The organism is Aurantimonas sp. E1-2-R+4, from assembly GCF_036549515.1.
In the GTDB taxonomy this organism is placed as follows: domain Bacteria; phylum Pseudomonadota; class Alphaproteobacteria; order Rhizobiales; family Rhizobiaceae; genus Aurantimonas; species Aurantimonas coralicida_A.
This window is the reverse complement of sequence record NZ_JAZHLK010000006.1, coordinates 1-26,297: the sequence shown is the minus strand read 5'-3', so window position 1 is coordinate 26,297 and position 26,297 is coordinate 1. Positions and strand designations below refer to the sequence as shown.

Here is a 26,297-nt window from a genome sequence, read left to right as displayed (position 1 = left end):
CATTCGCACTGACACCCCCCTCGGCAATCGTTGCCGAGAAACTAGCTTCGATCCCCCGCCCATCAAGATATTAAGGCGCTGCGGCCCACAATATTTGACGATGAGGTTTCACTTTTCCAACCCAGTTCCCATGTGCCTAATCGTTGGAAGCGCATAAAGTTCCAATGCGTGGAACTTTTCTGCATATTCCGCGTTTTCACGCCCACCGACTTTGTTTCGGTCGACACGAGGGGAGTTTTCATGTCGATGTCATCCCGCATAGCGCCGCATATTCCGTATCTCCGGCGCTATTCACGAGCACTTAGCGGCTCTCAATCGAGCGGTGATGCTTATGTCGCGGCTGTTCTGGAAGCTTTGATTGCCGATCCGAGCCTGTTTCCCGACGACCAAGCGCCGCGAATTTCGCTCTACAAGCTGTTTTCCTCGATGTGGCAGTCCGTCGAGGTGAACATTCGCGACGATGCGCCGACCTCCGCTTGGGAAGAGAAGGCCTCTCGCAATCTGCGCGCCATCTCGCCGTTGCCGAGGCAGGCGTTTCTCCTCGTCGCGGTCGAGGGGTTCACGACCGAGGAGGCCGGCTACATTCTCGGCGCCGACGAGGCGAAGTTCTCGGACTTGATCGACCAGGCCAGTTCCGACATTGGGCGGCAGGTGTCGACCGATATCATGATCATCGAGGATGAACCGCTGATCGCGATGGATATCGAGCAGATGGTGGAAAGCCTCGGGCACACCGTGACCGGTATTGCCCGGACGCAAAAGGAGGCGATTGCGCTGTTCGAGCGGCAGCGGCCCGGGATGGTGCTGGCCGATATTCAGCTTGCCGACGGCAGTTCGGGAATCGATGCGGTCAACGATATTCTCGCGAAGGTTTCGGTTCCGGTCATCTTTATTACCGCGTTCCCGGAGCGGCTTTTGACCGGCGAGCGGCCAGAGCCCACCTTCCTGGTGACCAAGCCGTTCAATCCCGACATGGTGAAGGCGTTGATCAGTCAGGCGCTGTTCTTCGAAACCGATAGTCAGGCGGCCGCGTAAGCGGCTGTCGCCATGTCCGCTCGCCAGCTAGTCGGCAATGGTCGCCGCGCATTGCTGGAAAAATGCTTTGGGATCGACCGATGTGCTGTCGTGCAAGCTGAGCGAGTCGGCGAAAATCGGAAGGGAAGAAGCATCACCGGCCGGCGGGTGGGTGAGGCATCGGATGCGGGTGGCCGGATTGTCGAGGTTCGGACTGCATCGAACATGGGCTCGCGGTCTGCTGTCTGGGTAGAACGCTTGGAAGGTGAGGTGCCCCTCTTTCTGCGGAATGTTTGCGGCTCCCCTGAGGTCGCGTCGAGGTCGAGATCGGGGCAATCATGTTGGTCGAGCGTCCTATGATGGTGTCGAACAAAATACTGCGGGCGCTCGAGACCACGGACATGTCCGTGTTCTCCCAGGACTGCGATCTGCGTTATGTCGGGATCTGCAATGCCGGCCGATCCTGGCTCGCCGGAGCGCAAGCGGGTATGGTCGATGCTGATCTTTTGGCGCCGCAGGGCGCCGAGCGATCGGTCGTGATGAAGCGGGAGGTGATCCGCACGCAGCGGCCCGCGCGCTTCGAGCTCGCCATCGCGTCCGGCGCCTCTTTACGATGGTATGACATTCGCATCGATGTGGACCATGACGAGGACGGTGACGTCTGCGGCGTGATCGGAACCTCGGTGGAGATCACTGAACAAAAGCGCCGCGAAGAGACGCTGAAGACCCTGCTGCGTGAGTTGTCGCATCGCTCCAAGAACCTTTTGGCGATCATCCAGAGTCTGGCGAGTCAGACGGCGCGTCACTCGGTGACCGTTCCGGAGTTTCTCGTCCGCTTCAGAGGGCGGATTCAATCGCTCGCCTACTCCCAGGATATCGTCACCGATGCCGATTGGCGTGGCGCGGACTTGATGAGCCTCGTCACGATGCAGGTCGAACGCTACGCGCCCGACGGCATGGATCAAATCGCGGTCGAGTCTCCCGACGTCTATCTCTCGCCGACGGCGTCGTTGCATGTGGGGCTCGCACTGCACGAACTGGCGGTCAACGCCGCCTCCTACGGATCATTGTCCGTCCCCGGCGGAACGGTCGCCATCGGCGCGTGGCTTGAAGACAGGGAGGATGAGGAAACCCTCGTCCTGGATTGGCAAGAACGAAACGGTCCGCGCGTTCGCCCGGAGCGTGATGCTCGCTTTGGTACGTCGACGTTGGAGCGGATCGTGCCGAACGCGGTCGGCGGGGCAGCCTCGCTCGAATATTTTTCCGACGGCTTGCGCTATACGCTGACGATTCCTCAGGACCAGTACGAGGTCAACTCGCGCTCCTCTGCCGTAAAGGCCTGAGTCGCCGATCCGGTTCGCTGAGCCGACGGGAACACCGGGCTTTTCGCCGAATCGCCTTTTTCCGAGACGTTTTTTTTCAGGTGCCAGCAGGGAATTTGGAACGACTTTCCGAATTGGCCGTTGTTTAGCCAAAGGAGACGTTTCGATGGAACATGTTGCGGCTTTTATGTTACTTGTCGGATGCTCGGGCGATGCTTCGGTCTGCAGAGAAATTCCCGTTCCTGTTCCGGCATATGAGTCGGTTGAGGAATGCCGGCGCGATTTGGCGCTTGAGATGCGCCTGAGTGGCTCCACGGAGAGCAGGGTTCTCGGCGCCTGCAAGGCCGTCGACGCGGACGTCTTCGAGCAATCGGCTTCGATCGACTGGGCCGTCAGCCGGACCGGCGAGTTGCTGATCACGTTTGACGCGGAACCGCAGATGGTGGCGTCCCGTTAAAAGCGGCCGAAAAAATTTGGGCGGGCTGTCCGGCGTTTGATACCCGTGCCAATCTGGATCTGGTCAGTCATCAATATGGTGACGGAACGAAATTGATGCGTTATCGTTGTGAGTGGGGACGACGGGTCCAGTGAGAGGTTGAACATGTTCAAGAAATATTCGATTGCCGCCATCGCAGCGGCTACCATCTTGGTCGCCGGTTGCACGACGGAAGATCGCTATACCGCCGGAGGCGCGGCGCTTGGCGGTCTTGGCGGCGCGGCGATCGGAGCCGGCGTGACGGGCGATGCGAAGGGCGCGCTGATCGGCGGCGCCATCGGCGCTGGCACCGGCGCGGTGGTCGGCAACGTCATCGGCCGCTCCAAGGAGCGTCCGGGCTATTGCCGTTATTCCGACGGTAACATCTATCGTTGCCCAGCCGGTTACTGACCGGGCACGACGGCGATTTGATCGTAAGAGAGCTGCCGGGGTCGTCTCGGCAGCTTTTTTTGTGGCCAAATCCGGGAGAAAAAGCCTCGGCACGGACCGATCGCGTCCGATGCGGAGGGCCGAGCCGCCGGCGCGGCAGTGAAGACGGTCCGTGTACGGGCGGTTTCTCGATGAGATGTGCATTCGGTCGGCGCGGAATGATGGGATGGAGAATCTGAGGTTGACCGAAAAACGTTCGCAGACGCCCCGCGGGCATCGAAAGAACGGCTGCCTCCTTGCGGCGCTGGTCGGCGCAATTGTGCTGTCCGGTTGCACTGGCGGCGCCTTGCCTCCCGTTTTTGGCGCGGTTTTCGGTCTCTCAGGGGCCGAGGTTGCACCGTTCCGGGTCGGGCGAATTCCGGAGACCGTCATCACCTCCGACGATCGCGTGCTCGGCCTGGCGGCCAATAATCCGGGCCAATGCATCTATCTGAGCGGGCAGAGCAATCGCCGGTTTCGGGCGGCCTGCCCGGAGGGCTTCAAGGTTTAGGCCGCGACGGGACGCCGGGGAAGCGACGCCTGCGTAGGGGTATAGGTTCTCGCGGTCTCATCCCTCAGATTCGTCACGCCTTGTCGGCCGCCAAATCGACGAAGGCGCTCCGGAACCCTCCGGCTGCCACGGCATCGGCGCGAAACTCCACCCGTCGCAGTGAATCTCCCCGCAGAATTTCGAAGCCGAGGCGATCGAGAGTCGCGATGCGCCATCCATGTCCCTCATGGCCGGCATCGAGGGCAATGCGGTCGATCGCGTCGCCATGGTCCGCATTGATGTGGTCGCGCGCCCGGATGGCCGTGGCTTGGAGGTCCTCCGCAGGGCCGTCGATGAACTCGGCAGGCGTGAGTTCAAAGGCGCGCCCAAAGCCGCCATTCAGCGAAGCGGACGCCGACTCCAGCTGGACGAAATGGAAATCGCCGAAATCCGCGTAGAGCGCGGATTTCGGATGGCGCGCGAGGAACCGCTCCCGCACCGCCGGACGCTCCGGATCCGTCGCCGCGATGGCGCTTGCCGTCCCGAACACCGTCAAACGGGGATGGGTGAGGGGGTCGCCTTTGCCCGTCGCCCCGACCAGCAGTGAGCAGCGGCGATCGACCGCAAGGGCCTTGGCATGCAGCGTGAGGTCGGACATCAGCAGGAGCGGCCGGCCGAGGAAGTCGGTTGCCACGAGGACTCGGCTGGCCGCCGGATGACCGTCGCCAGGGCGCAGCACCGCAAGGGCGCCGTGGCGAGCCGAGCGCAGCAGTGTCCGGGCGAGCCGTCTCGCGTCCGCGTCGACGGGCTGCAAGGGGGAGGCACGCTCGGCGGGGCGGTCGGCCGAAACCTTGGGGCGATCTGTTTTCTTGCTCATCCCACGAATGATAAACCAGATTGTTCATGCCGCGCAGCGGCAAATCCTGGCCAAATCGACGCGATATGCATCGTCGGAGGGCGAAGCGCAGGGGATGGTTTTTTGAATGCTTGGTCAAAAAATGCGCTTGCATGACGCCGGCAAAACCTGTCCGATATCGACTTCCGGCGGGTTTGACCCGTCTCGTGATCAGGGAGATGCCATCCATGAAACTGTTCACCCGGCTCGTTGCGGCGACCGCTTTAACGCTCGCGCTCGGCTCCGCCGCATCGGCCAAGACGCTCGTCTACTGTTCGGAAGGATCGCCCGAGGGTTTTGACCCGGCGCTCTATACCGCCGGCACGACCTTCGATGCCTCGTCCAAGCCGGTCTATAATCGCCTGGTCGAATTCAAGCGCGGCACGACCGAGATCCAGCCCGGCCTCGCCGAGAGCTGGGAAGTGTCGGAGGACCGGACCGAATACACATTCAAGCTCCGTCCCGGCGCCAAGTTCCACACCACCGACTTCTTTACGCCGTCGCGCGATCTCAATGCGGACGACGTCATCTTCTCCTTCGAGCGCCAGCTCAAGGAGGACAACCCGTTCAACAAATATGTCGACGGCGCGAGCTGGGAGTATTTCAACGGCATGTCGATGCCGGATCTCGTCAAGTCGATCGAAAAGGTCGACGACTTGACAGTGAAATTCGTGCTCAATCGCCCGGAAGCGCCATTTCTGGCCAACATGGCAATGGACTTCGCCTCGATCCTTTCAAAGGAATATGCGGATTCGCTCGGCGACAACAAAGCCGATCTGAACCAGAAGCCTGTCGGCACCGGCCCGTTCAGCTTCCTCGCCTACCAGCCTGATCAGGTGATCCGCTATAAGGCCTTTGCCGACTATTGGGACGGCAAGCAGCCGATCGACGATCTGGTCTTCGCCATCACCACCGATCAGGCGGTGCGCCAGCAAAAGCTCCTGTCGGGCGAGTGTCACGTGATGCCCTATCCGGCACCCGCCGATATCGAGGCGCTGAAGGCCAACGCCGACATTGAAGTCATGGAGCAGGAGGGGCTGAACGTCGGCTATCTCGCCTACAACACCAAGGTGGCGCCGTTCGACAAGCCGGAGGTCCGCAAGGCTCTCAATATGGCGATCAACAAGGAGGCAATCCTCGAAGCCGTGTTCCAGGGCGCCGGCAAGGCTGCCAAGAACCCCATCCCGCCGACGATGTGGTCCTATAACGACGCTGTTGAGGACGATCCCTACGATCTGGAGAAGGCCAAGCAGGCCCTGGCCGATGCGGGCGTCGAAAACCTGTCCATGAAGATCTGGGCGATGCCGGTGCAGCGCCCGTACAATCCGAATGCGCGGCGCATGGCCGAGCTCATCCAGGAGGATTTCAAGAAGATCGGCGTTACGGCCGAGATCGTCTCTTATGAGTGGGGCGAGTATCTCGAGCGCTCGAAGGCAGAGGACCGCGACGGCGCGGTGTTGCTTGGCTGGACCGGCGACAACGGCGATCCGGACAACTTCCTCGCGGTGCTGCTGGGCTGTGACGGCGTCGGCGGCTCCAATCGGGCGCAATGGTGCAACGAGGAATTCGAGAGCCTGATCCAGAAGGCCAAGAGCGGCGAGCAGGAAGAGCGCGCCAAGCTCTACGAGGAGGCGCAGGTCGTCTTCAAGCGCGAGGCGCCCTGGGGCACGATCGCCCACTCCGTCGTTCACATGCCGATGCGCTCCAACGTGACGGGCTATGTCATGGACCCGCTCGGCGGTCACTGGTTCGACGGCGTCGACATCAGCGAGTAACAGGTCGGGGAAGGGCGGTTCTTGGGCCGCCCTCCCTGCTTTTTGTGAAGCGATGCGAGGTTCGGGTGGGCAAGGTCCATTTGCGTTGTCGTGTCGACCCCGCCGGGCGGCACCGGGAAACGGTGCACGCATCCGGCGAACCTCAAGTCGGATGCCATGCTCCGTTTTCTTCTGTACCGGATCGCCCTCCTGATCCCGACCTTCGTCGGCGTCGCCATCGTCGCCTTCGCCTTCATCAGGCTGCTGCCGGGTGATCCGATCATGCTGCTCGCCGGCGAGCGGGGCATGTCGGCGGAACGCTACGCCGAGCTGCAAAAGGTCTATGGCTACGACCAGCCGATCGTCATGCAGTTCTTCGACTATCTCGTCGGCATCCTGCAGGGCGACCTCGGCACCTCGATCGTCACCAAGCGGCCGGTGCTGGGGGAGTTCCTGACGCTGTTTCCCGCGACGCTGGAACTGTCGACCTGCGCCATCATCTTCGCCGTCGCGATCGGCCTGCCACTCGGCATTCTGGCGGCCGTCAATCGGGGGACGTGGCTCGACCAGTCGATCATGGGGACCGCGCTCGTCGGATATTCCATGCCGATCTTCTGGTGGGGACTGCTGCTGATCATCTTCTTTTCCGGGACGCTCGGCTGGACGCCGGTCTCGGGACGCATCTCGCTGCTCTATTATTTCCCGCAAGTGACCGGCTTCATGCTGATCGACAGCCTTCTGTCCGGTCAGGACGGAGCGTTCCGGTCGGCGCTCAGCCATCTGATCCTGCCGACGATCGTCCTTGGCACCATTCCACTCGCCGTGATCGCGAGACAGACCCGCTCCGCCATGCTCGAGGTGCTGAGCGACGACTATGTCCGCACCGCCCGCGCCAAGGGGCTGCGGCCGCTGCGAGTCGTCGGGGTCCACGCCCTTCGCAACGCCCTGATTCCGGTGGTGACCGTCATCGGCCTGCAGGTCGGCGTGCTTCTGGCCGGGGCCATCCTGACGGAAACGATTTTCTCCTGGCCCGGCGTCGGCAAATGGATGGTCGATTCGGTTTTCAAGCGCGATTATCCGGTGGTGCAGGGCGGGCTGCTGCTGGTCGCCGGCGTGGTGATGGTCGTCAATCTCCTGGTCGATCTCCTCTACGGGTTCATCAACCCGCGTATCCGGCATCACTGAGGCGATTATGGTCCATACCGACGAACTCAACAGGATCGACGATGCCGAGGCCGCCGCGGGCGGTGCGCCCGGACGCCGGGGCACGCGGCGGGCGATGCTCGCCGAATTCTGGTTCTATTTCTCCGAGAACAAGGGCGCCGTGATCGGACTGACGGTATTCTGTCTGCTCGTTCTGATCGCGATTTTCGCACCGCTGATCGCGCCGCACAGCCCGTCGGCGCAGTATCGCGACGCGCTGCTACAGCCGCCTTTCTGGGAGGATGGCGGAACGGCCACCTTCCTGCTCGGCACCGACGCGGTGGGACGCGACCTGCTCTCGCGGCTGATTTATGGCGCGCGTTTCTCGCTTTTCGTCGGTGTCGTCGTGGTGTCGATCTCGGTTACCGGCGGGATCGTGATCGGGCTGATCGCCGGCTATTTCAGGGGCTGGGTGGATACGCTGATCATGCGGGTGATGGACGTGATCCTCGCCTTCCCATCGCTGCTCCTGGCGCTGGTGCTGGTCGCGATCCTCGGGCCCGGCCTGGTCAATGCGATGATCGCCATCGCCATCGTGCTGCAACCGCATTTCGTCCGGCTGACGCGGGCCTCGGTGATGGCGGAGAAAGAGCGCGAATACGTCACCGCGGCCCGTGTCGTCGGCGCCAGTCCCTTGCGGCTGATGGTGGTGACCATCCTGCCCAACTGCCTCGGCCCGCTGATCGTCCAGGGGACGCTGTCCTTTTCCACCGCCATCCTTGATGCCGCCGCGCTCGGCTTTCTCGGCATGGGCGCCCAGCCGCCGACGCCCGAATGGGGCACGATGCTGGCCGAGGCGCGCGAGTTCATCCTCAGGGCGTGGTGGGTGGTCACTCTGCCCGGGCTGGCAATTCTCATCACCGTGCTTGCCATCAATCTGGTGGGCGATGGCCTTCGCGATGCGCTCGACCCGAAGATGAAGCGGAGTTGACACTCTAACCCATGCCCCTTCTCTCTCTCCGCAACCTTTCCGTCGTCTTCGACACGGCCTCCGGCCCGTTCAAGGCGGTCGACGGCGTCGACATTTCGGTCGAGCCGGGCGAAGTCCTCGGCATCGTCGGCGAGTCCGGCTCGGGCAAATCCGTCGCCATGCTCGGGCTGATGGGTCTGCTGCCACCCTCCGCCACCGTCACCGCCGACGAGATGGCCTTCGAGGGGCGCGACATGCGCGCCATGTCGGATCGCGAGCGGCGCAAGATCATCGGCGGCGATATCGCCATGATCTTTCAGGAGCCGGTGGCCAGCCTCAATCCGTGCTTCACGGTGGGTTACCAGATCCGCGAGGCCCTCAAGGCGCACACCGATCTCGACCGCAAGGCACGCCAGACCCGCGCGGTGGAGCTCCTTCAGCAGGTTGGGATGCCGGAGCCGGAACGCCGGTTGACAGCCTTCCCGCATCAGCTCTCCGGCGGCATGAGCCAGCGGGTGATGATCGCCATGGCGACGGCCTGCAGCCCGAAGCTTCTGATCGCCGACGAGCCGACGACGGCGCTCGACGTGACCATTCAGGCGCAGATCCTCGATCTCCTGGTCGATCTTCAGAAGCAGCACGGCATGGCGATGATCCTGATCACCCATGACATGGGTGTCATCGCCGAGACCGCCGAGCGGGTCGTGGTGCAGTATGCCGGCCAGCAGGTCGAGCGTCAGCCGGTCGCGACGTTGTTCGATACCCCGCACCATCCCTATACGGCGGCGCTGCTTGCCGCGATTCCGGAACGCGCCACAGGCGCGCGCCTGCCGACCATCCCCGGCGTCGTTCCGGGGCAGGGGGATCGGCCAAACGGCTGCCTGTTCAATCCGCGCTGCCCGAAGGCCGACGACATCTGCCGCACGGTGGTGCCGCCGCGGCAGCCACCGGCTTTGGGGGAAGCGCTCTGCCACTATCCCCTCAACGCGGGAGACGCCCGATGAGCGCGATCGTCACCGCCAAGAATGTCAGCCAGGTCTACGAGGTGCGCCGTGGCCTGTTCCAGAAGCCGCTCGAACTCAAGGCCGTGAAGGACGCCAGCTTCGTCGTCGAGCAAGGCGAAACGCTGGCGATCGTCGGCGAATCGGGCTGCGGCAAGTCGACCCTCGCCCGTATGCTGACGATGATCGAAACGCCGTCGGAGGGCGAACTCGACGTCGACGGCGTGCGCGTCTCGGGCGATCATCCCGGCGACATCAAGAAGCTCCGCTCGACCGTCCAGATCGTCTTCCAGAATCCCTATGGCGCGCTCAACCCGCGCCAGAAGGTCGGGGCGATCATCGAGGAACCGCTAAAGATCAACACCAAGCTTTCGCGCGCCGAACGCCGCAAAAAGGCCGAGACGGCACTGGCAGAGGTGGGTCTGCGGCCCGAGCACTACGATCGCTATCCGCATATGTTCTCGGGTGGTCAGCGCCAGCGCGTGGCGATCGCGCGCGCCATCATCCTGGAGCCGAAGATTCTGGTCCTCGACGAGCCGGTGTCGGCCCTCGACGTCTCAATTCAGGCGCAGATTCTCAATCTCCTGGCCGACCTCCAGGAGCGGTTGAATCTCACCTATATTTTTATCAGCCACGATCTGTCGGTGGTCAGGCACGTCGCGGACCGGGTGATGGTGATGTATCTCGGGCGTCCGGTCGAAATCGCCTCGGTCGACGCGCTCTATGCGAACCCGCTGCACCCCTACACGCGGGCGCTCCTGTCGGCGACGCCGGCGACCGATCCGGGCAAGAAGACCCAGCGCATCCGGCTGACCGGCGAATTGCCGTCACCCTTCGATCCGCCGCCGGGTTGTGCCTTCCACCCGCGCTGTCCCTATGCCAACGACCGTTGCCGCTCGGAACTGCCCGTGCTTGTCGAACACGGCCCGACCAAGGTCGCCTGTTTCGCGGTGGAGGAAGGCCGATTACCGCCGGCCTGACTGTCGCCAGCCTCGGACCTGTGAGGTCCGCCGGTATCGTGGGCGGTTGACAGGGTCATGAAAAAACGAAGCCCCCGGTTTTCACCGGGGGCTTTCAATCGCTTTCGAGCCGACGGTAGCCGGTCTCCTCAGGCGCTCGGAAAATGGGGTATGTGCCTATTCAGTGCAGGTCCACCTTCTTGCGATATTCCTGGATCTGTGTGGTACGCAAACCAGCCAGACCGTGCTGGTCGATGGACATCTGCCAGGAGAGGAATTCCTCCACCGTCAGCGTGTACCGCGAGCAGGCCTCGTCGAGGCTGAGAAGCCCGCCGCGAACTGCCGCGACGACCTCCGCCTTGCGGCGGATGACCCATCGTCGGGTATTTGTGGGCGGCAAGTCTGCAATCGTCAACGGGCTGCCGTCCGGGCCGATGACGTATTTTACGCGTGGTCTAACCTGATCGGTCATTGTACTCTCTACAAAACTCAAAGACCTAATCGAACCTCACCCTAGCGCGGCGCTTCTAAAAAAAGCGTCAAGCTTCCCGTAAGGTTTCGATAAGAGTTTGAGCGACCGGCGATCGACGGGGCCAACCCGGCCCCGGAGTCTCACCGCTGGCCCTTCCAACGGTCGCGGATCGTTGCGGGGAAAGCCTTCGGCGGCGTATGACTTGCGGGGCTCTTGCGGGGCGCCTACCTGTGCCGGAGCGCGATGCGTGTCAGGTCCCGAATGAGAGGGAGCGTCATGGCCGCATTATTTTGCTTTTCGGTGCCAGCCCGCTAGAAACGGACCTCCGCCGTCAGAACCGCCGAGACGCCGCAGGAGGCGCCAATGTTGAACAGCCTCGATCTTCCAAAGCTGCCCGCCGAGACGCGTGTCGTCGTCGCCATGTCGGGCGGCGTCGACTCGTCCGTCGTCGCGGCCATTCTGCATGAGCAAGGCTACGACGTCGTCGGCATCACGTTGCAGCTCTATGACGCGGGCGAGGGCGCCCGCCGTGCCGGTGCCTGTTGCGCTGGCCAGGACATTCACGACGCCCGCCGGGTCGCCGAGACGCTCGGCATCCATCATTACGTGCTCGACTATGAGGACCGGTTCCGCGCGGCGGTGATCGATCCATTCGCCGAAAGCTATCTGGCCGGCGAGACGCCAATCCCCTGCGTCGCCTGCAACCAGACCGTCAAGTTCCGCGATCTTCTCGCCACGGCAAGGGATTTGGGCGCCGACGCGTTGGCGACCGGCCATTATATCGATAGCCGACCGAATGGCGGGCATCGCAGTCTCTATCGGCCGCTCGATCTCGATCGCGACCAGAGCTATTTCCTCTACGGGACGACGCAGGCCCAGCTCGATTTCCTGCGCTTTCCGCTTGGCCGCCTGACCAAGCCCGAGACCCGCGCGCTCGCCGACAGGCATGGCCTCGCGATTGCCGCCAAGCCGGACAGCCAGGACATCTGCTTCGTGACCAAGGGCCGCTATAGCGACGTCATCCAGCGGCTACGGCCCGACGCGGGTGAGGCGGGCGATATCGTCCATATCGACGGGCGGCTGCTGGGCCGGCACGCGGGCATCCTGCATTACACGATCGGCCAGCGGCGCGGCATCGGCGTCGCCGCCGGCGAGCCGCTCTATGTGGTGGCGCTCGAACCCGCGACCGCGCGTGTCATCGTCGGGCCGCGCGAAGCGCTGGCGACGCGCCGCCTGCGTCTGCGCGACGTCAATTGGCTCGGGCGCGAGACGCCGGGCGCCCATGCCGCGTCGGGACGCCCGCTCTTCGTCAAGGTGCGCTCGACGCGCCCGCCGGCATCGGCCCGGATCGTCGGCGACGACAGCGACTGGCAGGTCGAACTCCTGGAAGGCGAGGATGGCGTGGCGCCGGGCCAGGCCTGTGTCTTCTATGCGTGCGAGGACGCCGGCGCCGAGGTCCTGGGCGGCGGCATCATCGCCGAGACGGTTCGGCCGGCGGTGGCGACCAGCCATTCGGCGACCGTCGCGGTGGCCGGGTAGAGTAGGGACGGACGTCTTGTCGCCGATTCCGCGTCGTCAGGCCGTCAGGTCCGGCGACGAAAGCGGCGAGGCCAGCGACAGGATCCGGACGGTCTCCACGGCCTCGCTGGCTCCGGTTTCCGGCTCGGTTCGGGTCATGACGCAATCCAGGAAGTGCCTGAGCTCGCGATCGAGCGGCAAGCCCGGTTCGGTCGGAAGAAACGCGGCAGGCGCATTGTCGAAGTCGAATGTCGCGCCGGCTCGCCGCACCTTGTGGGCATAAAGCGCCAGCTTCTCGCCTTCCGGGGCCAGATCGTCGAAGGTCAGCATTCCCTCCGTCCCAATCACCGAGAATCGCCGGTCGCGATAGGGCGAAACCCGCGAGACATGAATCTCCGCGCCGATGCCATTCGGGAATTCCAGGATGATGTCGGCGATGTCGGTCTCGTCGCTGAGCACCGTGCGACGATGGCAGATGACCGTGTCCGGATGCTCCCCGGCCAGATGCAGCACCAGCGACAGATCGTGCGGCGCCAGATCCCAGACCACGTCCATGCTGGGAAACCGCCCCAGACCCATCCGGTTCGAGATCAGATGGCGCACCTGGCCGATCCGGCCTTCGGCGACGATCTCGCAAAGCCGTTGGAACACCGGATGAAAGCGGACGACGTGCCCGACCATCAACAGGCGTCCGGCCACGCGCGCCGCCGCGGCAGTCTTCTCGGCGTCGGCCGAATCGAGTGCGATCGGCTTTTCGATAAGGACATCCTTGCCCGCCGCGAAGGCGGCGCGCGCCATGGCGCCGTGGGCGGATGCCGGTAGCGCCAGGACCAGCGCGTCGATATCGGACGCCGCGACCGCCGCCTCGGGAGACAGCGCCTTGACGCCGTAGCGTTCCGCGAAGGCCTCCGCGCGGTCGTCATGGCGATCGGCCACCCCTGCGAGGGCGCCGATCTCGGCGAGGGTCCGGATGTGGTTCTGGCCCCATTGTCCGCAACCGACGACCGCTATTCGTGGGTACATGATGCGTTCTCTCCTGGTGATGTCGAACCGGACCTAGCGAAGCGGCGGCCTCGCCGCAAGGATCGGCGCTGGACGCCTTTCCTTGCGGGGTCTGTCACGGATCGGGATTGAGGGGAGAAGGGCGGGCCACGACGCCGGCCGCCGCTGTGGGCTGTGGCGATCGACATCGGCCGCGTCGGACCCAGGCGAGTTGCTTGCCGATGGCGAACGAAGCGGCATGACGACGGGTTGCGGCGATTTCCACCGGCGAAGGCCAAATCAGCCGGAGCAGACGCTTCTCCGACCATTGACAGCCGTCGCCCGCGCCTCCTATATCCCCGCCGACCCGAAGTGGTCGCCTCGTCGTGAGATGGCGGAGTAGCTCAGCTGGTTAGAGCAGCGGAATCATAATCCGCGTGTCGGGGGTTCGAGTCCCTCCTCCGCTACCATCATTGCAGTGTTCGGTGGTTCGCCCGGTTTGCGGTGAGGCAGGTTGAGAAGCTCTGCTAGAGAACCGTGGACGTTCAGGTCAAATTTCCCCCGTCCTTCGCACGGTATCACTTCGATGCTTGTGACGAGCGAACGAATGGCATTGAGCGCGTCCTGGCGGTCGTCTTCGTTGGAGTGCAGCGCCTCCTGCAACTCGGCGATCCTGCGGCGGTAAACCTCAATCGAGGCCGGATGCAGTTCCACGACATCGCTGGCATCCAAGATTGCGGCCAGATCGGCGGTAAGGCGCTCCTTCTCCGCTTCCATCTCGATCAGCCGGGTCTTCATGCCTGACGTTGCAGCACCATCGGCTATGGAATCGATGATGTTCGAGATTTGCCTATCGAGAATGCCTAGCCGTTTGTTGATCTGGTGCCGGTCCCGCCGCATCATGGCGTTCAGCCGCTTCCTCTCGGCATGATACTCAGCAAGGAATTCGGCAATCGCATCGGGGGCGAGCAGCCGTTGCTTGATGCCTTCAAGCACGCGACATTCGAGGTCGGGCACGCGAACAGTTCGGTTGTTCGCGCAGGTTCCCCGTTCCCGATGCGCTGTGCAGGCGAGCTGATCCTGGGACTTGATGGTGTAGGTCGCGCCACAGCAACCGCACCGCACCAGACCGGAGAACATATGCTTCGGCCTTCTGCGCTTATGCAGCCGGGTTCCACCGTAGAGCTTCTTGCGTACTTGGACGGCGTTCCATAGCTCGTCGCTGACGATGCGCAGGTGAGGCGCTTCCACCACCTGCCACTGTTCGGACGGGTTCGGGCGGGAGATGCGCTTGCCGGTCTCCGGGTCCTTGACCATCTGAACGCGATTGAAGACCAAGAGCCCGATATAGGCCTCGTTATAGAGTATGCCGCTGCGACGTTTGAGGTTGCCGTTGATCGTGGAGGCTCCCCATTCTCGGCCGAAGGGAGAGGGAATGCCGTCGCGGTTAAGGCCAGCGGCGATGGTCCGGGCGGAACGCCCCGAGGCAAATTCCTGGAAGATGCGCTGGATGATACCAGCCTGTTCTTCGTCCACTTCACGGAGGCCTCGGATCGGCTCCCCTCGCTCGTCGAGCTTCTTGACCACACGATATCCGTAGGACAGGCCCCCGGCGGAGTATCCGTTGATAACGCGGCCGGACTGGCCACGCCTGATTTTGGCAGCCAGATCACGAAGGAAGAGAGCGTTCATCGTGCCTTTCAGGCCAATATGCAGTTCGTCCACCGTTCCTTCTGACAGGGTAACGATGCGAATACCGGCGAAGCGAAGCCGCTTGAACAGTGCCGCAATGTCTTCCTGGTCACGGGACAGCCTGTCGAGGGCTTCGGCCAGAACCACGTCGAAGCGTGCGTCCTGTGCATCCGTGAGAAGCGTCTTTATCCCAGGTCGAAGGATCATGCTGGCGCCGGAGATTGCGGCGTCGGTATAGTTTTCTACGATCTGCCAGCCTTCACGCTCCGCATGCTCGCGGCACAGCCGCAATTGATCCTCTATCGAGGCCTCCCGCTGATTGTCGGAGGAGTAGCGGGCGTAAAGCGCGGCGCGGGTCATGGCGATCTCCGTTCTATCAGTCCTTGATGGCATCCTCCGGCGCCGGCGGCACATCCGGCGCACGGTCAAGAAGCCTCGTCAGATCACCGCGCTTCGCCGTGCCGGCACGCGCTTTCAGGAAATCGTCAGCCGTCTCCACTGCCCCGATCTTCTGCGCCACGGCCGAAATGATCCACTGATTGAGCGATACACCATCCTCCATGGCAAGACGCACCGCCGTCTCCTTGAGCGATTGCGGCAGTTGCAGCGGGTATTTGTAGCGTTGGGTCTGCGTCATGTGTTCAGTCTCCTGACGATCTCTCCTGGCGTTGCAATGGTCACGCCCAGCTTGAGGGCCGGGCGGAAATCCCTGACATTATGCGTCACGATAGCCTCGGCCTCTCCGTTCAGGGCAGCCTCAAGCACCATCTCATCCGCGGCATCGGGCAGCATGGGCCGCGTCCGAAACGAAATATCGACACCCGCGGACACGGCGGCAAGCGCGCTCATGACCGCCGCGACATCCTCCAGGCTGTGGCCCGTCGCCTTCCGGGTTTCCTCCCGGCTCAGCACCGCCTCGTATTCCAGAAACAGCGCCGTGGAACAAAGCGGCGTCACCACACTCCGGTCAACGAACCGCAACAGCAGGTTGCTTGCCCCGTTGCGGCTGCGGAACGCCGCCACGATCACGTTGGTGTCCAGAACCAGCCTCATGGGAGGTTAAATATAGACATCCTATAAGATGTCAATCTTCCGCTCATCGCATCCGGTCATGCGAGGCATCCCCGAGTTACGCGGGCCACGGTGTCATCCGTCATCGTCGCCTGCTTCGGGTGGCCTGTTGTCATTGGCTGCGCGCATGGCTTTCTCGTGATCTTCCCGCGCGATCTGACGTCCGATCAGTCGAGCGATGGACAGCACAGCCGCATCAAGCCGCTCGGACGCGTCGAGGGCCTCGTGACCGGCTTCCTGTCCATCAGTCGGGCGGTTGTCATTGGCAGGTTTCCCTCTGCCCGAGCACCTGTCGTCATCGGCCATCACCGGCCTCTTGCTCCGGCCGCCATGCGACGGGATCGGCAACCCAGCGATCAATATCGGACTCCCGCCAACCGGCACCGTTGATGCTGATCCTGATCTGGGCCGGGAAAGTACTCTCAGCGATCTTTCGATAGATGGTGGAGCGAGACAGGCCCGTCCGGGCGAGGACGGTATTCAGGCGGACGATACGGTCTGGTGCGGGCATGGATGCGATGCCTCCGGCTGGCGGTTTCTGACGGCTCTTTGTCCAGTCAGGACAGGCCCTTGCCGGGGCGCAAGAGGGTTCGGGGAATCGTCGCGGCGCCGGATGGAAACGGCGGCACATAGGACGGTTCTCATATCCCGATCCCCCTTCCTCTCCCGAGGTCGAGACCGTGAGAGAGGGCGAGGGCCGCGCCGAGTCGGCGGCCAGCCTCCATGTCGATGCCTAGCGCGGCCTTGCGATTAGCGAGCAGGGATTCCAGTTGCGGATCGCGTTCGAGGCTTTTCGCCATGTCGCCCAGCGCCGACCGCGTGACCTTGTAGCCGGACATATCGCCCGCCTGGTATTGGCGCTGACTGGTGCGGTCGAGCTTCTGCCAGCGCTCGACAAAGCGGTCGGCGCGGCGGCTGGGATCGGTGCGGATTTCGGTTTCGAGCTGGAGCGCCCGGATGGCGCGGTTGACCTTGCCTGCACCTGCCTCTCGGGCGAGGTCGGGCTCTTTCACGTAGGCTGCTTCCGCATCGCGCCAGCCATGAGGCCGCACGCCCTCGAAAGCCTTGCGAGCGTCGGAAAGTTTCCGCATCTGGTCCGGGCTTCGCTTGCCGCCCGCATCTTCGGCGCTGAAGATCGCGTCCACCGCGCGGGCATGACGGATGAGCGTATCGGTGCGGGCCTTGCGCAGCGCCGCCTCCGGGTCCGCCGCCACGGCTCTTTCCGGCGCATCCGGCGTTCGCCGGACCTTTGCCGCAGCGCTTTCCCGTACCGGCCCCTGCGCTTCGCCAGCGCCCGGCGACGGCGCTGCCCGTTCCGGCCCCTGTCCGCCATCGGCGGGCAAGCGCATACCGTTGAACATGCCACGCACCTTTTCCGGGACGACCTTACGCACGATCTCCGCGACACGGGCGCGGAAGGTGATGCCGCGCCGCTCGGCGTAATCCCGCGCCGGGTCGATCTGCTGCTCGTAATCGGTGGCCATGTCCTTGGCGCGGTCGCGCGACAGGGTATTCACCAGCCTGTCCTGGCCGGCGAAGTCGTCGTGGCCATAATGCAGGTCCATGCCGTCGCGATGCCGGGACAGCGCGACATAGCTGCTGTGGGCGTCCATGCCCGGTGTGGCCAGCACATGGGTGCGGTCCACGGTCATGCCCTGCGCCTTGTGGATCGTCGCGGCATAGCCGTGGTCGATGCGGTCGTAGTCCTTCAGGTCGAATGAGATACTGCGCCCGTCATCGGCGTGCACGGACATGCTCTGCGCGCTGACCTCAACGATGGTGCCGAGCGTACCGTTCTTCACGCCAAGGCCGCGCTCGTTTTGCAGGAACATGACGCGGTCTCCACTGGCGAAGCTGCGCGCGCCACGTTCGACGGCGACGCGCACGTCCTCACCCAGATCGCCCGCGTCCCGCATTCGCTCCCGCGCACCTTCATTGAGGGCGCGCACCTCGGCATTGGTATGGGTGAGGATGATCCGGCTGCGATCCGGTTCGGCCTGCCGGTCGCGGTCCCAGCGGTCGATCAGATCATCGCGCGCCTGTTCCCGCGCTGGAGCCTCATGCACCATGCCATGACGGTCATAGGCATGGATCGCATTGCCGGTTCTGCCGGTCGCCAGATCGCGCGTGGCGTCCCGCTGCCAATCGTTGCGCTGGCGGCGCACCTCGCTGATCTCCGCGCCACCGTGGCGGTCATGGATCGAGCGGAAAGCCGCGCCCGCTTCGATGGACTGTAGCTGCCGCGGATCGCCGACCATGACGATCTTCGCGCCGGCTTGAGCCGCATGGGACAGCACGCGGTCCATCTGGCGCGTGCCGACCATGCCGGCCTCATCGATTACCAGCACGTCACCGCTGGTGAGCAGATCGCGGCCGTTCCGCCAGCCATGTTCCATGCTCGCGATGGTGCGCGATGCTATGCCCGATCCGCTCTGGAGGGCTTGCGCCGCGATGCCGGACAGAGCGATGCCCCGGGTCTCGTATCCCGCCGCTTCCCATGCTTCCCGCGCGACGCCCAGCATCGCGCTCTTTCCCGTTCCGGCATAGCCGATAACGATACCGAGATCGCGCCCGTCGGTGATATGGGCCAGCGCATCGGCCTGCTCGTCGGAGAGGACAAGGCCGCGTTGTTCGGCATGCGCCAGTGCCGCCTGCCTGTCAGTGTCGTTCACCTCATGGCGCTTCCGATCTGCCATGAGTTCGGCGGCACGGTGCAGGCGCTGTTCGGCTTCGATCATGTCGCGGGTGGTGAACCGGTCCTCGCCGCGTCGGTCCCGTCCCAGTTCGACCAGACCGGGCGCGTTTCCTATGGCAAGTGTCACCGCATTGAACTGGTCGATGCCGTCGCTGTGCCGATGCGCAAACATTGCCATCTCGCGCCGCGTGAAGGTCGATTGCTGATGCGTGATCGCATCCAATGCCAGGGACGGATCGGCGATGATGCGTTGGCCATTGTCGCGGGCGATCTGCCGGTGCATCTCGGCCCGGTCCGCAACGGTGGCGGCCGCCTCGATCCCTTCGCCTTTGACACCACGTGTCTCGATGCCGTCGTCCTCGACACGATGTGTCTCGATGCGCTGCGCGGGGGCGCCGATCTGGTTTTGCGGCTCAAGCCCGATGCCCTGCGCTTCAAGGCTGCGGTGATCGATCCGGGCGTCGATATCGAGTTCGACCAGCCGCTCGTTGGCAAGCTCCGCCCAGCGTTCGCGCCAGCGCTCCACCATCTCGGTGCGATTCCAGTCGCGGACCTTCCGGCCAAAGCCGTCCTCGTCCACCGACCGCATGGTGAGCATGACATGGGCATGGGGTTTTGGCATGCCGTCCTCTGCCCGATCCCAATGGACGTTGAGGTCGGCGATCATGCCCTGGTCGACGAATTCCGATTGCGCGAAGTCGCGGGCGAGCTCGATGCCCTGCACCTTGCTCATCTCACGCGGGAGGGCGAACTCCACCTCACGGGCGAGCTGGGCGTCCTTGCGGACCTCGAAGGCTTCGACGTCGTTCCACAGTCGTTCGCGGTCGCTCCATGCCTCAGGCGCGTTCTCCGGCAGCAGCACCTTCGAATGGACGACGCCGCGCTTGGCGGAAAAGTCCTGAACGCGGTCAATCCGCTCGTCGCGCATCCGCGAGGCGGAACGGTAGGCGGCGGAGGCCACCGCGCTGCTCCCGGCCTTGCGGCCAATGACCTTGACGTGAAGATGATAGATCGCCATCGCGATCAAGCATTGGCACGGTCAAGCGCACGTCGGAACGACGTATAAGCGCGCCCTCCCTCGAAAAAATATCGGGATGGACCGGCGCGTGCCAGACCGTTCCGACAACCTTACAGCATTGCGACAGGCGCTCAACTAACATCGCTGCATCAACAGCTTATGGAGGATGCCATGCGCAAGCCACGGGACTATGACGCGGAACTGAAAGCTCTCGAAGACAAGGCCAAAGACCTGAAGACCCGCAAGGTGCAACAACTTGGTGAACTGGTGATCGCCACCGGAGCCGATGCGTTCAGCCCCGAGGAACTGGCGGGCGCGCTGATCGTGCTGGCCGAAACCACCGATGCCGGAAGGAGGGAGTCCTGGGCCAAGCGTGGGGCCGCGTTCTTTCGCAGCAAATCGCGGCGATCTGCAAAAGCATCTGACCGCGACATTGGCGGCGCTCCGGCGCAATCGGGCAGCGCGCAATCGGCATCAGGCAGCGCGGGCGCGGCATGACATGCGCACCTGGCAGGTCGAACGCCGCAAACGCACGCGGCATCTGATTGAACTCGGCGGCCTCGTCGTCAAGTCCGGCATTGTGGAGCTGACCGGCGATGATCGCGCCATGATCTACGGCGCGATGATCTGGGTCGCCGAAAAGCTCAAGAGCGACGATGGACAACGAGCGCGAACGCTCTGGGCCGAGAAGGGGAAACAGGCGTTCGCCGCGGAGCGCAAAGGAGGAACGCGCATCGTCTCGCGAGAACAGGATGATCGGGCATGACCGGTGGCGGGGCGGCGCGGAGACCTACGCCATCCGCTTGGTGATCCCGCCGGCTCAGAGCGATCATGGCGCAGTCATGGTCCAGCGTAGATAGAGGGCCTCCTGGCACTCCTGATTGACCGCAACGGGTCAGATTAACCCGTTCCGCTCAAATGATCACTCGCCGTCAATGGGCCGCGCCAGCCGAACGCCCGGCCCGCCGCCGTTCTCGGAGATGAACTCGATGCCCCCATGAACCAAGGCATGCACGATCTTTGCGGCTGTCTCAGGGCGGCCGCCCAGTGGCCCATCCTCCGCCTCAAGGCGCGCGATCGTTGGTTCTGAAACGGCGGAACGCGCCGCCAAGTCTCCTTGGGACCACCTGAGCAACGCCCTGGCAGCCTTCACCTGTCGGATTGTGACGGTTGGATAACGATTTGATAGATTTTCTATTGACATCCACACCAATCGAATTGATATTTTTTCTATCAAAAATCTGATGCCTCAGCCTCACCTCATGTCTGGCGCGGCATGCAGAGTGGCTGGCCAGGATGCGGAAATATCCTAGCCAGCCTGACCACTCGCCAAGCTGTAAGGAGCTCGGATCATGGCTGATTCTGAGACTAGCACGAGTCTGTCTATCGTCACCCGTCGCATGCTGCTAGCCGGCACCACATTGATGGCAGCGGCATGGACGACCAATCCATTGAGGAGATCGCCAGCAAGGACTAGCGGCGATCCGGATGTCGCATTGCCGCTCTGGCACGAATGGAACGACGCTCACCTTCGCACTTATGAGGCTTGCTGCAGACAGCAGACCCTCGAGGCTCGTTTGGTCGAGACGATTGGGTTTCCTCGTGCAGAGGTCGATCTGCCTGACGAGGGCAGATCGATCTTCGTGCATACCCGTGATCAGATCGAAGAGACCTTCGGCGACGATCCGGCGATGGCCGCGACGTGGGCAATCGCGGAAGTTGAGCTCACGGCACACCAGGCTCGCTGGGATGCCGCAGATGGCGAGTTGGGATACTCCGTCGCCAAAGAGGCCGAAGAGGCCGCAGCCTTCCGCGAACAACAGCTGGTCGATGCGCTGATGAGTGCATCTGCCACATCACTTGCCGGCGTTGCGGGCAAGCTCGATGCCATCTTACGCGAGGGAGAAAGCTCTGCTGAATGTCCGGAGTTCCCCTGGCCCTTTCTCCGTTCGGCGCTTGTCGACCTCGTGCGCATTGCCCAAAAAGCTCAGCCAGATCGATTTGTGCCCGGCTCCGATCGCATTGCGTTGTTGTCAGGTAGGAGCGACCGTCGAGAATGAACTCACATGCTGCCAAAAGCGTATGTTGGCAGATACCCGCGAGATGATCACCGCAAGGAGGGAAGACTACAACTGAACTGTTGGGGTGGATGCCGCCTTCTGGCCGGCATCGTAAGGTGTCAGCGCAGCGCCGTGGTGGCGCTTTCGAAGGAGGAGCCCATGTCAGACGTGCATGTCCTGGCGATCGACCTCGCCAAACGAAGCTTCCAGGTTTGCGGCACGGATCGGGGCGGGGCGGTTCTGTTTATCCGCGCGCTGTCTCGGTCGAAGCTGATGCAGTTGCTGGACGCGCAGCCGCCTTGTCAACCTCCGCCTTCGTGTTGACGGCCTCAGCGGCCTCGCGCGCGAGATGCTGGCCGGGGCTATGGAGCGCGCCGCATGACACGCGCGACGCCGATCCCCGAGACCATCACGCTCCACGTCCCGTTCCGCGTCGTGAAACGCGGCGGCCGGAAGGAGATGCAACTGCCCGACGGCGCCGCGCGGTCGCGAAGTAGCGACAACACGCTGGTCAAGACGCTGGCGCGCGCGTTTCGCTGGAAGCGCATGCTGGAGTCGGGCGACTTCGCAACGATCGCCGAACTCGCCGAGCGCGAGGGCATCGCGGCGTCCTACGTGACCCGTGTCCTGCGCCTCACGCTGCTCGCGCCGGACATCGTCGAGGTGATACTGGACGGGCAGCAGGCGCCAGAGGTGACGCTGGCAATATTGATGAAGCCATTATCGGAGCATTGGCAGAACCAGAATGACGCAATCCGGTGATACATCTCGGCGTTTTCGTCGTTCGCGGATGAAGCTCGGTTCAACCGGATACCACCCCTTGCTCCCTCATTCGTTCGAGAACGCCCACGGCATGCTTGGACTGGAGTTCGCCCGGCAGCTTGCGCGGCATCGAGGCACAGACCTGAAGGATCTGTTTGAACCGCCCCGGGTTTCCCGGAGACTGTTTGGTTTGAATCCTACGCGGCGATCGGCAGAGCTATGGCTGAAAATGGGTGATGGGGCCTGAGAAGGCGGCGTATCGTGGCGGGTGCTGAAGCCTGCCAGAACCTCCCGAAGGAGCGATACGCCATGAAAGACGATACCACGATCACCCCGCTTCACCAGCCCGGATCGATCCTTGACCGTCTCACCGAGATCGCCCGCGAGGGCGCGCGCCAGATGCTGGCCGCCGCGCTCAGGGCCGAGGCGGCGAGCTTCGTTGCACAGTTCGAGGATGAACGCCTGCCCGATGGACGCCATCGCATCGTGCGGCATGGCACCGGGCCGGGACGGATGATCCAGACCGGGATCGGCCCGATCCCGGTGCAGCGCCAGAAGGTGCGCGACCGCGCCGCCGGCGTGCCGGCCGAGAGAAGGATCCGCTTCACCTCGAACATCCTGCCCCGCTGGGCGCGGCGGTCGAAGAGCCTCGATGCCTTGCTGCCGGTTCTTTACCTGCGTGGTATTTCCACCGGGGACTTCCAGGAAGCGCTGACGGCGCTGCTCGGGTCTGACGCGCCGAACCTTGTCGCCTGGCGTGATCTCGCGCCTCACGGCCGGCTGGCAGGAGGATTACGACCGCTGGCAGCGCCGCGACCTCTCCGCGCGCCGCTATGTCTACATTTGGGCCGATGGGGTCTACCTGCAGGCCCGCATGGAGCCGGCCGCCGAATGCATGCTGGTGATCATCGGCGCGACACCTGAGGGGCGCAAGGAACTGCTTGGCTTCCAGGTCGGGGTGCGAGAGAGCGCGCAGAGTTGGCGCGAACTGCTGGTCGATATCAAGGCCCGCGGCCTCTCGGTCCCGCCGGAGATCGCCGTGGGCGACGGGGCCATGGGGTTCTGGAATGCCCTCGATGAAGCCTTCCCGGGCACGCGTCATCAGAGGTGTTGGGTTCACAAGACCGCCAACATCCTGAACAAGTTCCCGAAATCGATGCAGCCGGCGGTGAAGGCCGACCTGCGCGAGATATGGCAGGCCGAGACCCGCGCCGCCGCCGAGGCCGCCATGGACACCTTCACCGAGAAATACGGGGCCAAGTACGAGAAGGCAGCGACTTGCCTGATCAAGGACCGCGACGCCTTGCTGGCTTTCTACGACTTCCCGGCCGACCATTGGGATCACCTGCGCACGGGCAACCCGATCGAGAGCGTGTTCGCCACCGTCCGGCACCGGACCGTGCGGACCAAGGGCGCGCTGTCTCAGAAGACGGCGAAGCTGATGGTGTTCAAGCTCGTTCAGGCCGCAGCGAAAACATGGCGCCGTCTGAAGGGCGCGAACCAGTTGCCAATGGTCCTCGAGGGCGTCACATTCACCGATGGCGTCGCCACGCAGGGCGCCGACAACCGCGCCGCTTGATCAAGCCGCGTCACCCAAAATCGGCCATAGCTCCGATCGGCATGGCCTCAAGCTGAGCGTAGTATACGGCTTCCGCCTCGGCGGGCGGAACGTTGCCGATCGGTTCGAGCAGCCGGCGATTGTTGAACCAATCGACCCATTCGAGGGTGGCGAACTCGACGGCTTCGAGACTGCGCCACGGTCCGCGTCGATGGATGACCTCGGCCTTGAAGAGACCATTGATCGTCTCGGCCAGCGCGTTGTCGTAGGAATACCCATCGCAACCTCCTTCGTTCAGGTGTTGCGACGACCGATTGAATGGAAGTTGCGATCCCCGGTCCGAATGGTGCACGAGACCTTTGCCTGCGAAGGGCTGCCGCTGGTGAAGGGCTTGCTCCAGGGCGTCGAGGACGAAGTCGGCATGCGCCGATCGCGACACGCGCCAGCCGACTATGCGGCGGGCGAACGTGTCGATGACGAAGGCCACGTAGATGAAGCCTCGCCATGTGGCGACATAGGTGAAATCCGAAACCCACAGCATGTTCGGCCGCGGTGCTTTGAACTGACGGTTCACCCGGTCGAGCGGACAGGGCGTGGCCTTGTCGCTGATCGTCGTCTTCACCGGCTTGCCGCGAATCACGCCCTTCAGACCTATCTGGCGCATCAGCCGAGCGACGGTGCAGCGTGCGACGTCGATGCCCTCGCGCTTCAACTGACGCCAGACCTTGCGAACCCCGTAGACGCCGAAGTTCGCCTCGAAGACGCGGCGGATGTCGTCGCATAGCTCGGCGTCGCGGCGTTCCCGAGCCGGTCGGCGATCCGGGTCGCGCTTGCGGGCCGCGTGCTCGTGATACGTCGACGGGGCGATCGGCAGAACCCGGCAGATCGGCTCGACCCCATAGACATCACGATGATCATCGATGAACGCCGTCATCGTCGGAATGGGCGGTCGAGCTCCGCCTGGGCAAAATACGCCGATGCCTTGCGCAGGATCTCGTTGGCCTGACGCAACTCGCGGACCTCACGTTCGAGAGCCTTGATCCGGTCGCGCTCAGCGCTCGTTTGCCCGGCCCTAACACCCTGGTCGCGTTCGGCCTGCCTGACCCAGTGGCGCAGCGTCTCCCCGGCGCAGCCGATCTTCGCCGCGATGGAGGAAATTGCTGCCCACTGCGACGCGTGATCGCCCTGGTGCTCCAGCACCATTCGCACCGCTCGCTCGCGGACCTCCGGCGAATATCTCTTCGATGTCGTCTTCGTCATCATGACCCCATTCTCTCAGGAAGTGAGGTCTCCGGGAAACCCGGGGCGGTTCAGTTGATCCTTCGGAGTGAGTTTCCGGTTCAGTTGATCCTTCGGAGTGAGTTTCCGCTCTGCGACGCCCTGCGCTAGGATTTCCCGCCAGAATTCGGGCCCGCGATTCACGACCTCGGTCTGGGCGGAAATTCCGTCCATCTCCCGTTTTTTCTTCCTTTGATCCGCGTCATATTCCTCCTGCGCGGCGGCGTAACCGTCACGACCCGTTAACCGTCGTTCTGTGGAAAACCGGCGACGCCCTTGATCGTCTCGGGGGATCCCGCAGGTTTACGGCCGGGGGGGCGCATGGAGATGTTTCGGCATGACTGTTGATATTGAAAACATCGCTGCCACGCTGGCTGACGACGCGACGATCAGCGATGATGAACTCATCCGACTGATTATCGACCTGTGTGCGGCCGGGGGGCGAACGAACGTCGTCAATCTTGAAAAATACAAGATTCGAAAGGTGCTCGAGGCGTGCGCGAGGCTTCGTGATCTGGGATGGAGCGGATCAGCCTCTACCCTTACGCACCGCCGTTCCCGCTGAGCAAAGCTTGGCAGAGACGCGCCAGATCCTTTCGGGCAAACATGGCGAAACGGGAACCATTTCAGGGAATGTCCCGGTCTCTGTTGAAACTCTGAAGTGGGCGGCGTTGCCCGCCTTGAGCCGTTAGGCTCGGGGTGCCGATTCCACTGAGGAGAGCAACGCCATGAAGAAAGAT

General features: G+C 63.4%; 26 protein-coding genes, 1 tRNA gene, 1 pseudogene and 1 other annotated feature. Of the genes and pseudogenes, 18 read left to right on the top strand and 10 right to left on the bottom strand.

Annotation, left to right across the window (positions count from 1 at the left end):
- Positions 1–240 precede the first annotated feature (240 nt).
- From VQ045_RS04485 to VQ045_RS04465, 5 genes are all read left to right on the top strand, one after another.
- Positions 241–1,035: a response regulator gene (locus VQ045_RS04485; RefSeq protein WP_327623859.1), complete on the top strand. Its 795-nt coding sequence runs from the start codon at positions 241–243 to the stop codon at positions 1,033–1,035.
- A 380-nt stretch (positions 1,036–1,415) separates the two neighbouring features.
- Positions 1,416–2,357 carry an HWE histidine kinase domain-containing protein gene (locus VQ045_RS04480; protein ID WP_327647986.1) on the top strand — a complete coding sequence of 314 codons (942 nt, stop codon included), beginning with the start codon at positions 1,416–1,418 and terminating at the stop codon, positions 2,355–2,357.
- Positions 2,358–2,502: 145 nt separating this feature from the next.
- Positions 2,503–2,793, top strand: a complete 291-nt coding sequence (locus VQ045_RS04475) for a hypothetical protein (protein WP_327623857.1) — start codon at positions 2,503–2,505, stop codon at positions 2,791–2,793.
- Positions 2,794–2,937: 144 nt separating this feature from the next.
- A complete protein-coding gene (locus VQ045_RS04470; protein ID WP_327623856.1) occupies positions 2,938–3,222 on the top strand; it encodes a glycine zipper domain-containing protein in 285 nt (94 codons plus the stop codon).
- A gap of 220 nt (positions 3,223–3,442) precedes the next feature.
- Positions 3,443–3,751: a hypothetical protein gene (locus tag VQ045_RS04465; protein WP_331829302.1), complete on the top strand. Its 309-nt coding sequence runs from the start codon at positions 3,443–3,445 to the stop codon at positions 3,749–3,751.
- Between the two features lie 73 nt (positions 3,752–3,824).
- On the opposite strand, the gene VQ045_RS04460 is transcribed toward VQ045_RS04465, so the two are convergent.
- Positions 3,825–4,607: a HugZ family pyridoxamine 5'-phosphate oxidase gene (locus VQ045_RS04460; RefSeq protein ID WP_331829301.1), complete on the bottom strand. Its 783-nt coding sequence runs from the start codon at positions 4,605–4,607 to the stop codon at positions 3,825–3,827.
- A gap of 206 nt (positions 4,608–4,813) precedes the next feature.
- On the opposite strand from VQ045_RS04460, the gene VQ045_RS04455 reads away from it, so the two are divergent.
- The 5 genes from VQ045_RS04455 (at position 4,814) to VQ045_RS04435 (ending at position 10,473) form a co-directional block, all read left to right on the top strand.
- The gene (locus tag VQ045_RS04455) at positions 4,814–6,400 is read left to right on the top strand and encodes an ABC transporter substrate-binding protein (protein WP_331829300.1); all 1,587 of its coding nucleotides are present in this window, start codon (positions 4,814–4,816) and stop codon (positions 6,398–6,400) included.
- Between the two features lie 156 nt (positions 6,401–6,556).
- Positions 6,557–7,564, top strand: coding sequence for an ABC transporter permease subunit (locus VQ045_RS04450; protein WP_331829299.1), 1,008 nt, complete (start codon positions 6,557–6,559; stop codon positions 7,562–7,564).
- A gap of 94 nt (positions 7,565–7,658) precedes the next feature.
- Entirely contained in the window at positions 7,659–8,513 is an 855-nt protein-coding gene (locus tag VQ045_RS04445; RefSeq protein WP_327648007.1) for an ABC transporter permease subunit, read from the top strand.
- A gap of 11 nt (positions 8,514–8,524) precedes the next feature.
- Entirely contained in the window at positions 8,525–9,496 is a 972-nt protein-coding gene (locus VQ045_RS04440; RefSeq protein WP_327623850.1) for an ABC transporter ATP-binding protein, read from the top strand.
- Complete coding sequence (locus VQ045_RS04435) at positions 9,493–10,473, top strand: ABC transporter ATP-binding protein (RefSeq protein ID WP_331829298.1); 981 nt, start codon at positions 9,493–9,495, stop codon at positions 10,471–10,473. The genes VQ045_RS04440 and VQ045_RS04435 overlap by 4 nt, the downstream gene beginning before the upstream one ends.
- Before the next feature lie 160 nt (positions 10,474–10,633).
- Here VQ045_RS04435 and sciP read toward each other — a convergent pair whose 3' ends face one another.
- Complete coding sequence (gene sciP / locus VQ045_RS04430; protein WP_206455261.1) at positions 10,634–10,924, bottom strand: CtrA inhibitor SciP; 291 nt, start codon at positions 10,922–10,924, stop codon at positions 10,634–10,636.
- 363 nt (positions 10,925–11,287) lie between these two features.
- On the opposite strand from sciP, the gene mnmA reads away from it, so the two are divergent.
- Positions 11,288–12,463 (top strand): tRNA 2-thiouridine(34) synthase MnmA, encoded by a 1,176-nt coding sequence (mnmA, locus tag VQ045_RS04425; protein WP_327623848.1) that lies wholly within the window; start codon positions 11,288–11,290, stop codon positions 12,461–12,463.
- A 36-nt stretch (positions 12,464–12,499) separates the two neighbouring features.
- Here the strand turns inward: mnmA and VQ045_RS04420 are convergent, their stop codons facing one another.
- Positions 12,500–13,465, bottom strand: coding sequence for a Gfo/Idh/MocA family protein (locus VQ045_RS04420; RefSeq protein ID WP_331829297.1), 966 nt, complete (start codon positions 13,463–13,465; stop codon positions 12,500–12,502).
- Positions 13,466–13,816: 351 nt separating this feature from the next.
- On the opposite strand from VQ045_RS04420, the gene VQ045_RS04415 reads away from it, so the two are divergent.
- Positions 13,817–13,893: transfer RNA gene (locus VQ045_RS04415), tRNA-Met, on the top strand.
- On the opposite strand, the gene VQ045_RS04410 is transcribed toward VQ045_RS04415, so the two are convergent.
- The 6 genes from VQ045_RS04410 to traA form a co-directional block, all read right to left on the bottom strand.
- Complete coding sequence (locus tag VQ045_RS04410; RefSeq protein WP_331829350.1) at positions 13,850–15,475, bottom strand: recombinase family protein; 1,626 nt, start codon at positions 15,473–15,475, stop codon at positions 13,850–13,852. The genes VQ045_RS04415 and VQ045_RS04410 overlap by 44 nt on opposite strands.
- Positions 15,476–15,491: 16 nt before the next feature.
- On the bottom strand, positions 15,492–15,752 hold the full coding sequence (locus VQ045_RS04405) for a pilus assembly protein HicB (protein ID WP_331829296.1): 261 nt from the start codon (positions 15,750–15,752) through the stop codon (positions 15,492–15,494).
- Positions 15,749–16,168 (bottom strand): putative toxin-antitoxin system toxin component, PIN family, encoded by a 420-nt coding sequence (locus tag VQ045_RS04400; protein ID WP_331829295.1) that lies wholly within the window; start codon positions 16,166–16,168, stop codon positions 15,749–15,751. Before VQ045_RS04400 ends, VQ045_RS04405 begins: the two co-directional genes overlap by 4 nt.
- 93 nt (positions 16,169–16,261) lie before the next feature.
- Entirely contained in the window at positions 16,262–16,492 is a 231-nt protein-coding gene (locus tag VQ045_RS04395; RefSeq protein WP_331829294.1) for a hypothetical protein, read from the bottom strand.
- Positions 16,482–16,697 (bottom strand): helix-turn-helix transcriptional regulator, encoded by a 216-nt coding sequence (locus VQ045_RS04390; protein WP_331829293.1) that lies wholly within the window; start codon positions 16,695–16,697, stop codon positions 16,482–16,484. Before VQ045_RS04390 ends, VQ045_RS04395 begins: the two co-directional genes overlap by 11 nt.
- A 130-nt stretch (positions 16,698–16,827) precedes the next feature.
- Positions 16,828–19,899, bottom strand: a complete 3,072-nt coding sequence (gene traA, locus VQ045_RS04385) for a Ti-type conjugative transfer relaxase TraA (protein WP_331829292.1) — start codon at positions 19,897–19,899, stop codon at positions 16,828–16,830.
- Between the two features lie 171 nt (positions 19,900–20,070).
- Between traA and VQ045_RS04380 the strand changes: the two genes are divergently transcribed.
- The 5 genes and pseudogenes from VQ045_RS04380 to VQ045_RS04360 all read left to right on the top strand — a co-directional run bounded on the left by VQ045_RS04380 (position 20,071) and on the right by VQ045_RS04360 (position 24,300).
- Positions 20,071–20,397 carry a conjugal transfer protein TraD gene (locus VQ045_RS04380; RefSeq protein WP_331829291.1) on the top strand — a complete coding sequence of 109 codons (327 nt, stop codon included), beginning with the start codon at positions 20,071–20,073 and terminating at the stop codon, positions 20,395–20,397.
- 1 nt (position 20,398) lies between these two features.
- Entirely contained in the window at positions 20,399–20,665 is a 267-nt protein-coding gene (locus VQ045_RS04375) for a conjugal transfer protein TraD (protein ID WP_331829290.1), read from the top strand.
- Between the two features lie 586 nt (positions 20,666–21,251).
- A complete protein-coding gene (locus VQ045_RS04370; RefSeq protein ID WP_331829289.1) occupies positions 21,252–21,959 on the top strand; it encodes a hypothetical protein in 708 nt (235 codons plus the stop codon).
- A 378-nt stretch (positions 21,960–22,337) separates the two neighbouring features.
- Positions 22,338–22,721, top strand: a complete 384-nt coding sequence (locus VQ045_RS04365; RefSeq protein WP_331829288.1) for a hypothetical protein — start codon at positions 22,338–22,340, stop codon at positions 22,719–22,721.
- Between the two features lie 309 nt (positions 22,722–23,030).
- Positions 23,031–24,300: pseudogene (locus tag VQ045_RS04360) on the top strand (IS256 family transposase).
- A 10-nt stretch (positions 24,301–24,310) separates the two neighbouring features.
- On the opposite strand, the gene VQ045_RS04355 reads toward VQ045_RS04360, so the two are convergent.
- A protein-coding gene (locus VQ045_RS04355) for an IS3 family transposase (RefSeq protein WP_331829287.1) occupies positions 24,311–25,539 on the bottom strand; the annotation gives its coding sequence in 2 pieces (ribosomal slippage) (positions 24,311–25,248 and positions 25,248–25,539; 1,230 coding nt in all).
- Positions 25,139–25,255 (bottom strand) — a sequence feature (AL1L pseudoknot). It overlaps the preceding gene by 117 nt.
- Before the next feature lie 355 nt (positions 25,540–25,894).
- Here VQ045_RS04355 and VQ045_RS04350 point away from each other — a divergent pair.
- Positions 25,895–26,122 carry a hypothetical protein gene (locus VQ045_RS04350; protein WP_331829286.1) on the top strand — a complete coding sequence of 76 codons (228 nt, stop codon included), beginning with the start codon at positions 25,895–25,897 and terminating at the stop codon, positions 26,120–26,122.
- The last annotated feature ends 175 nt before the right edge of the window (positions 26,123–26,297 follow it).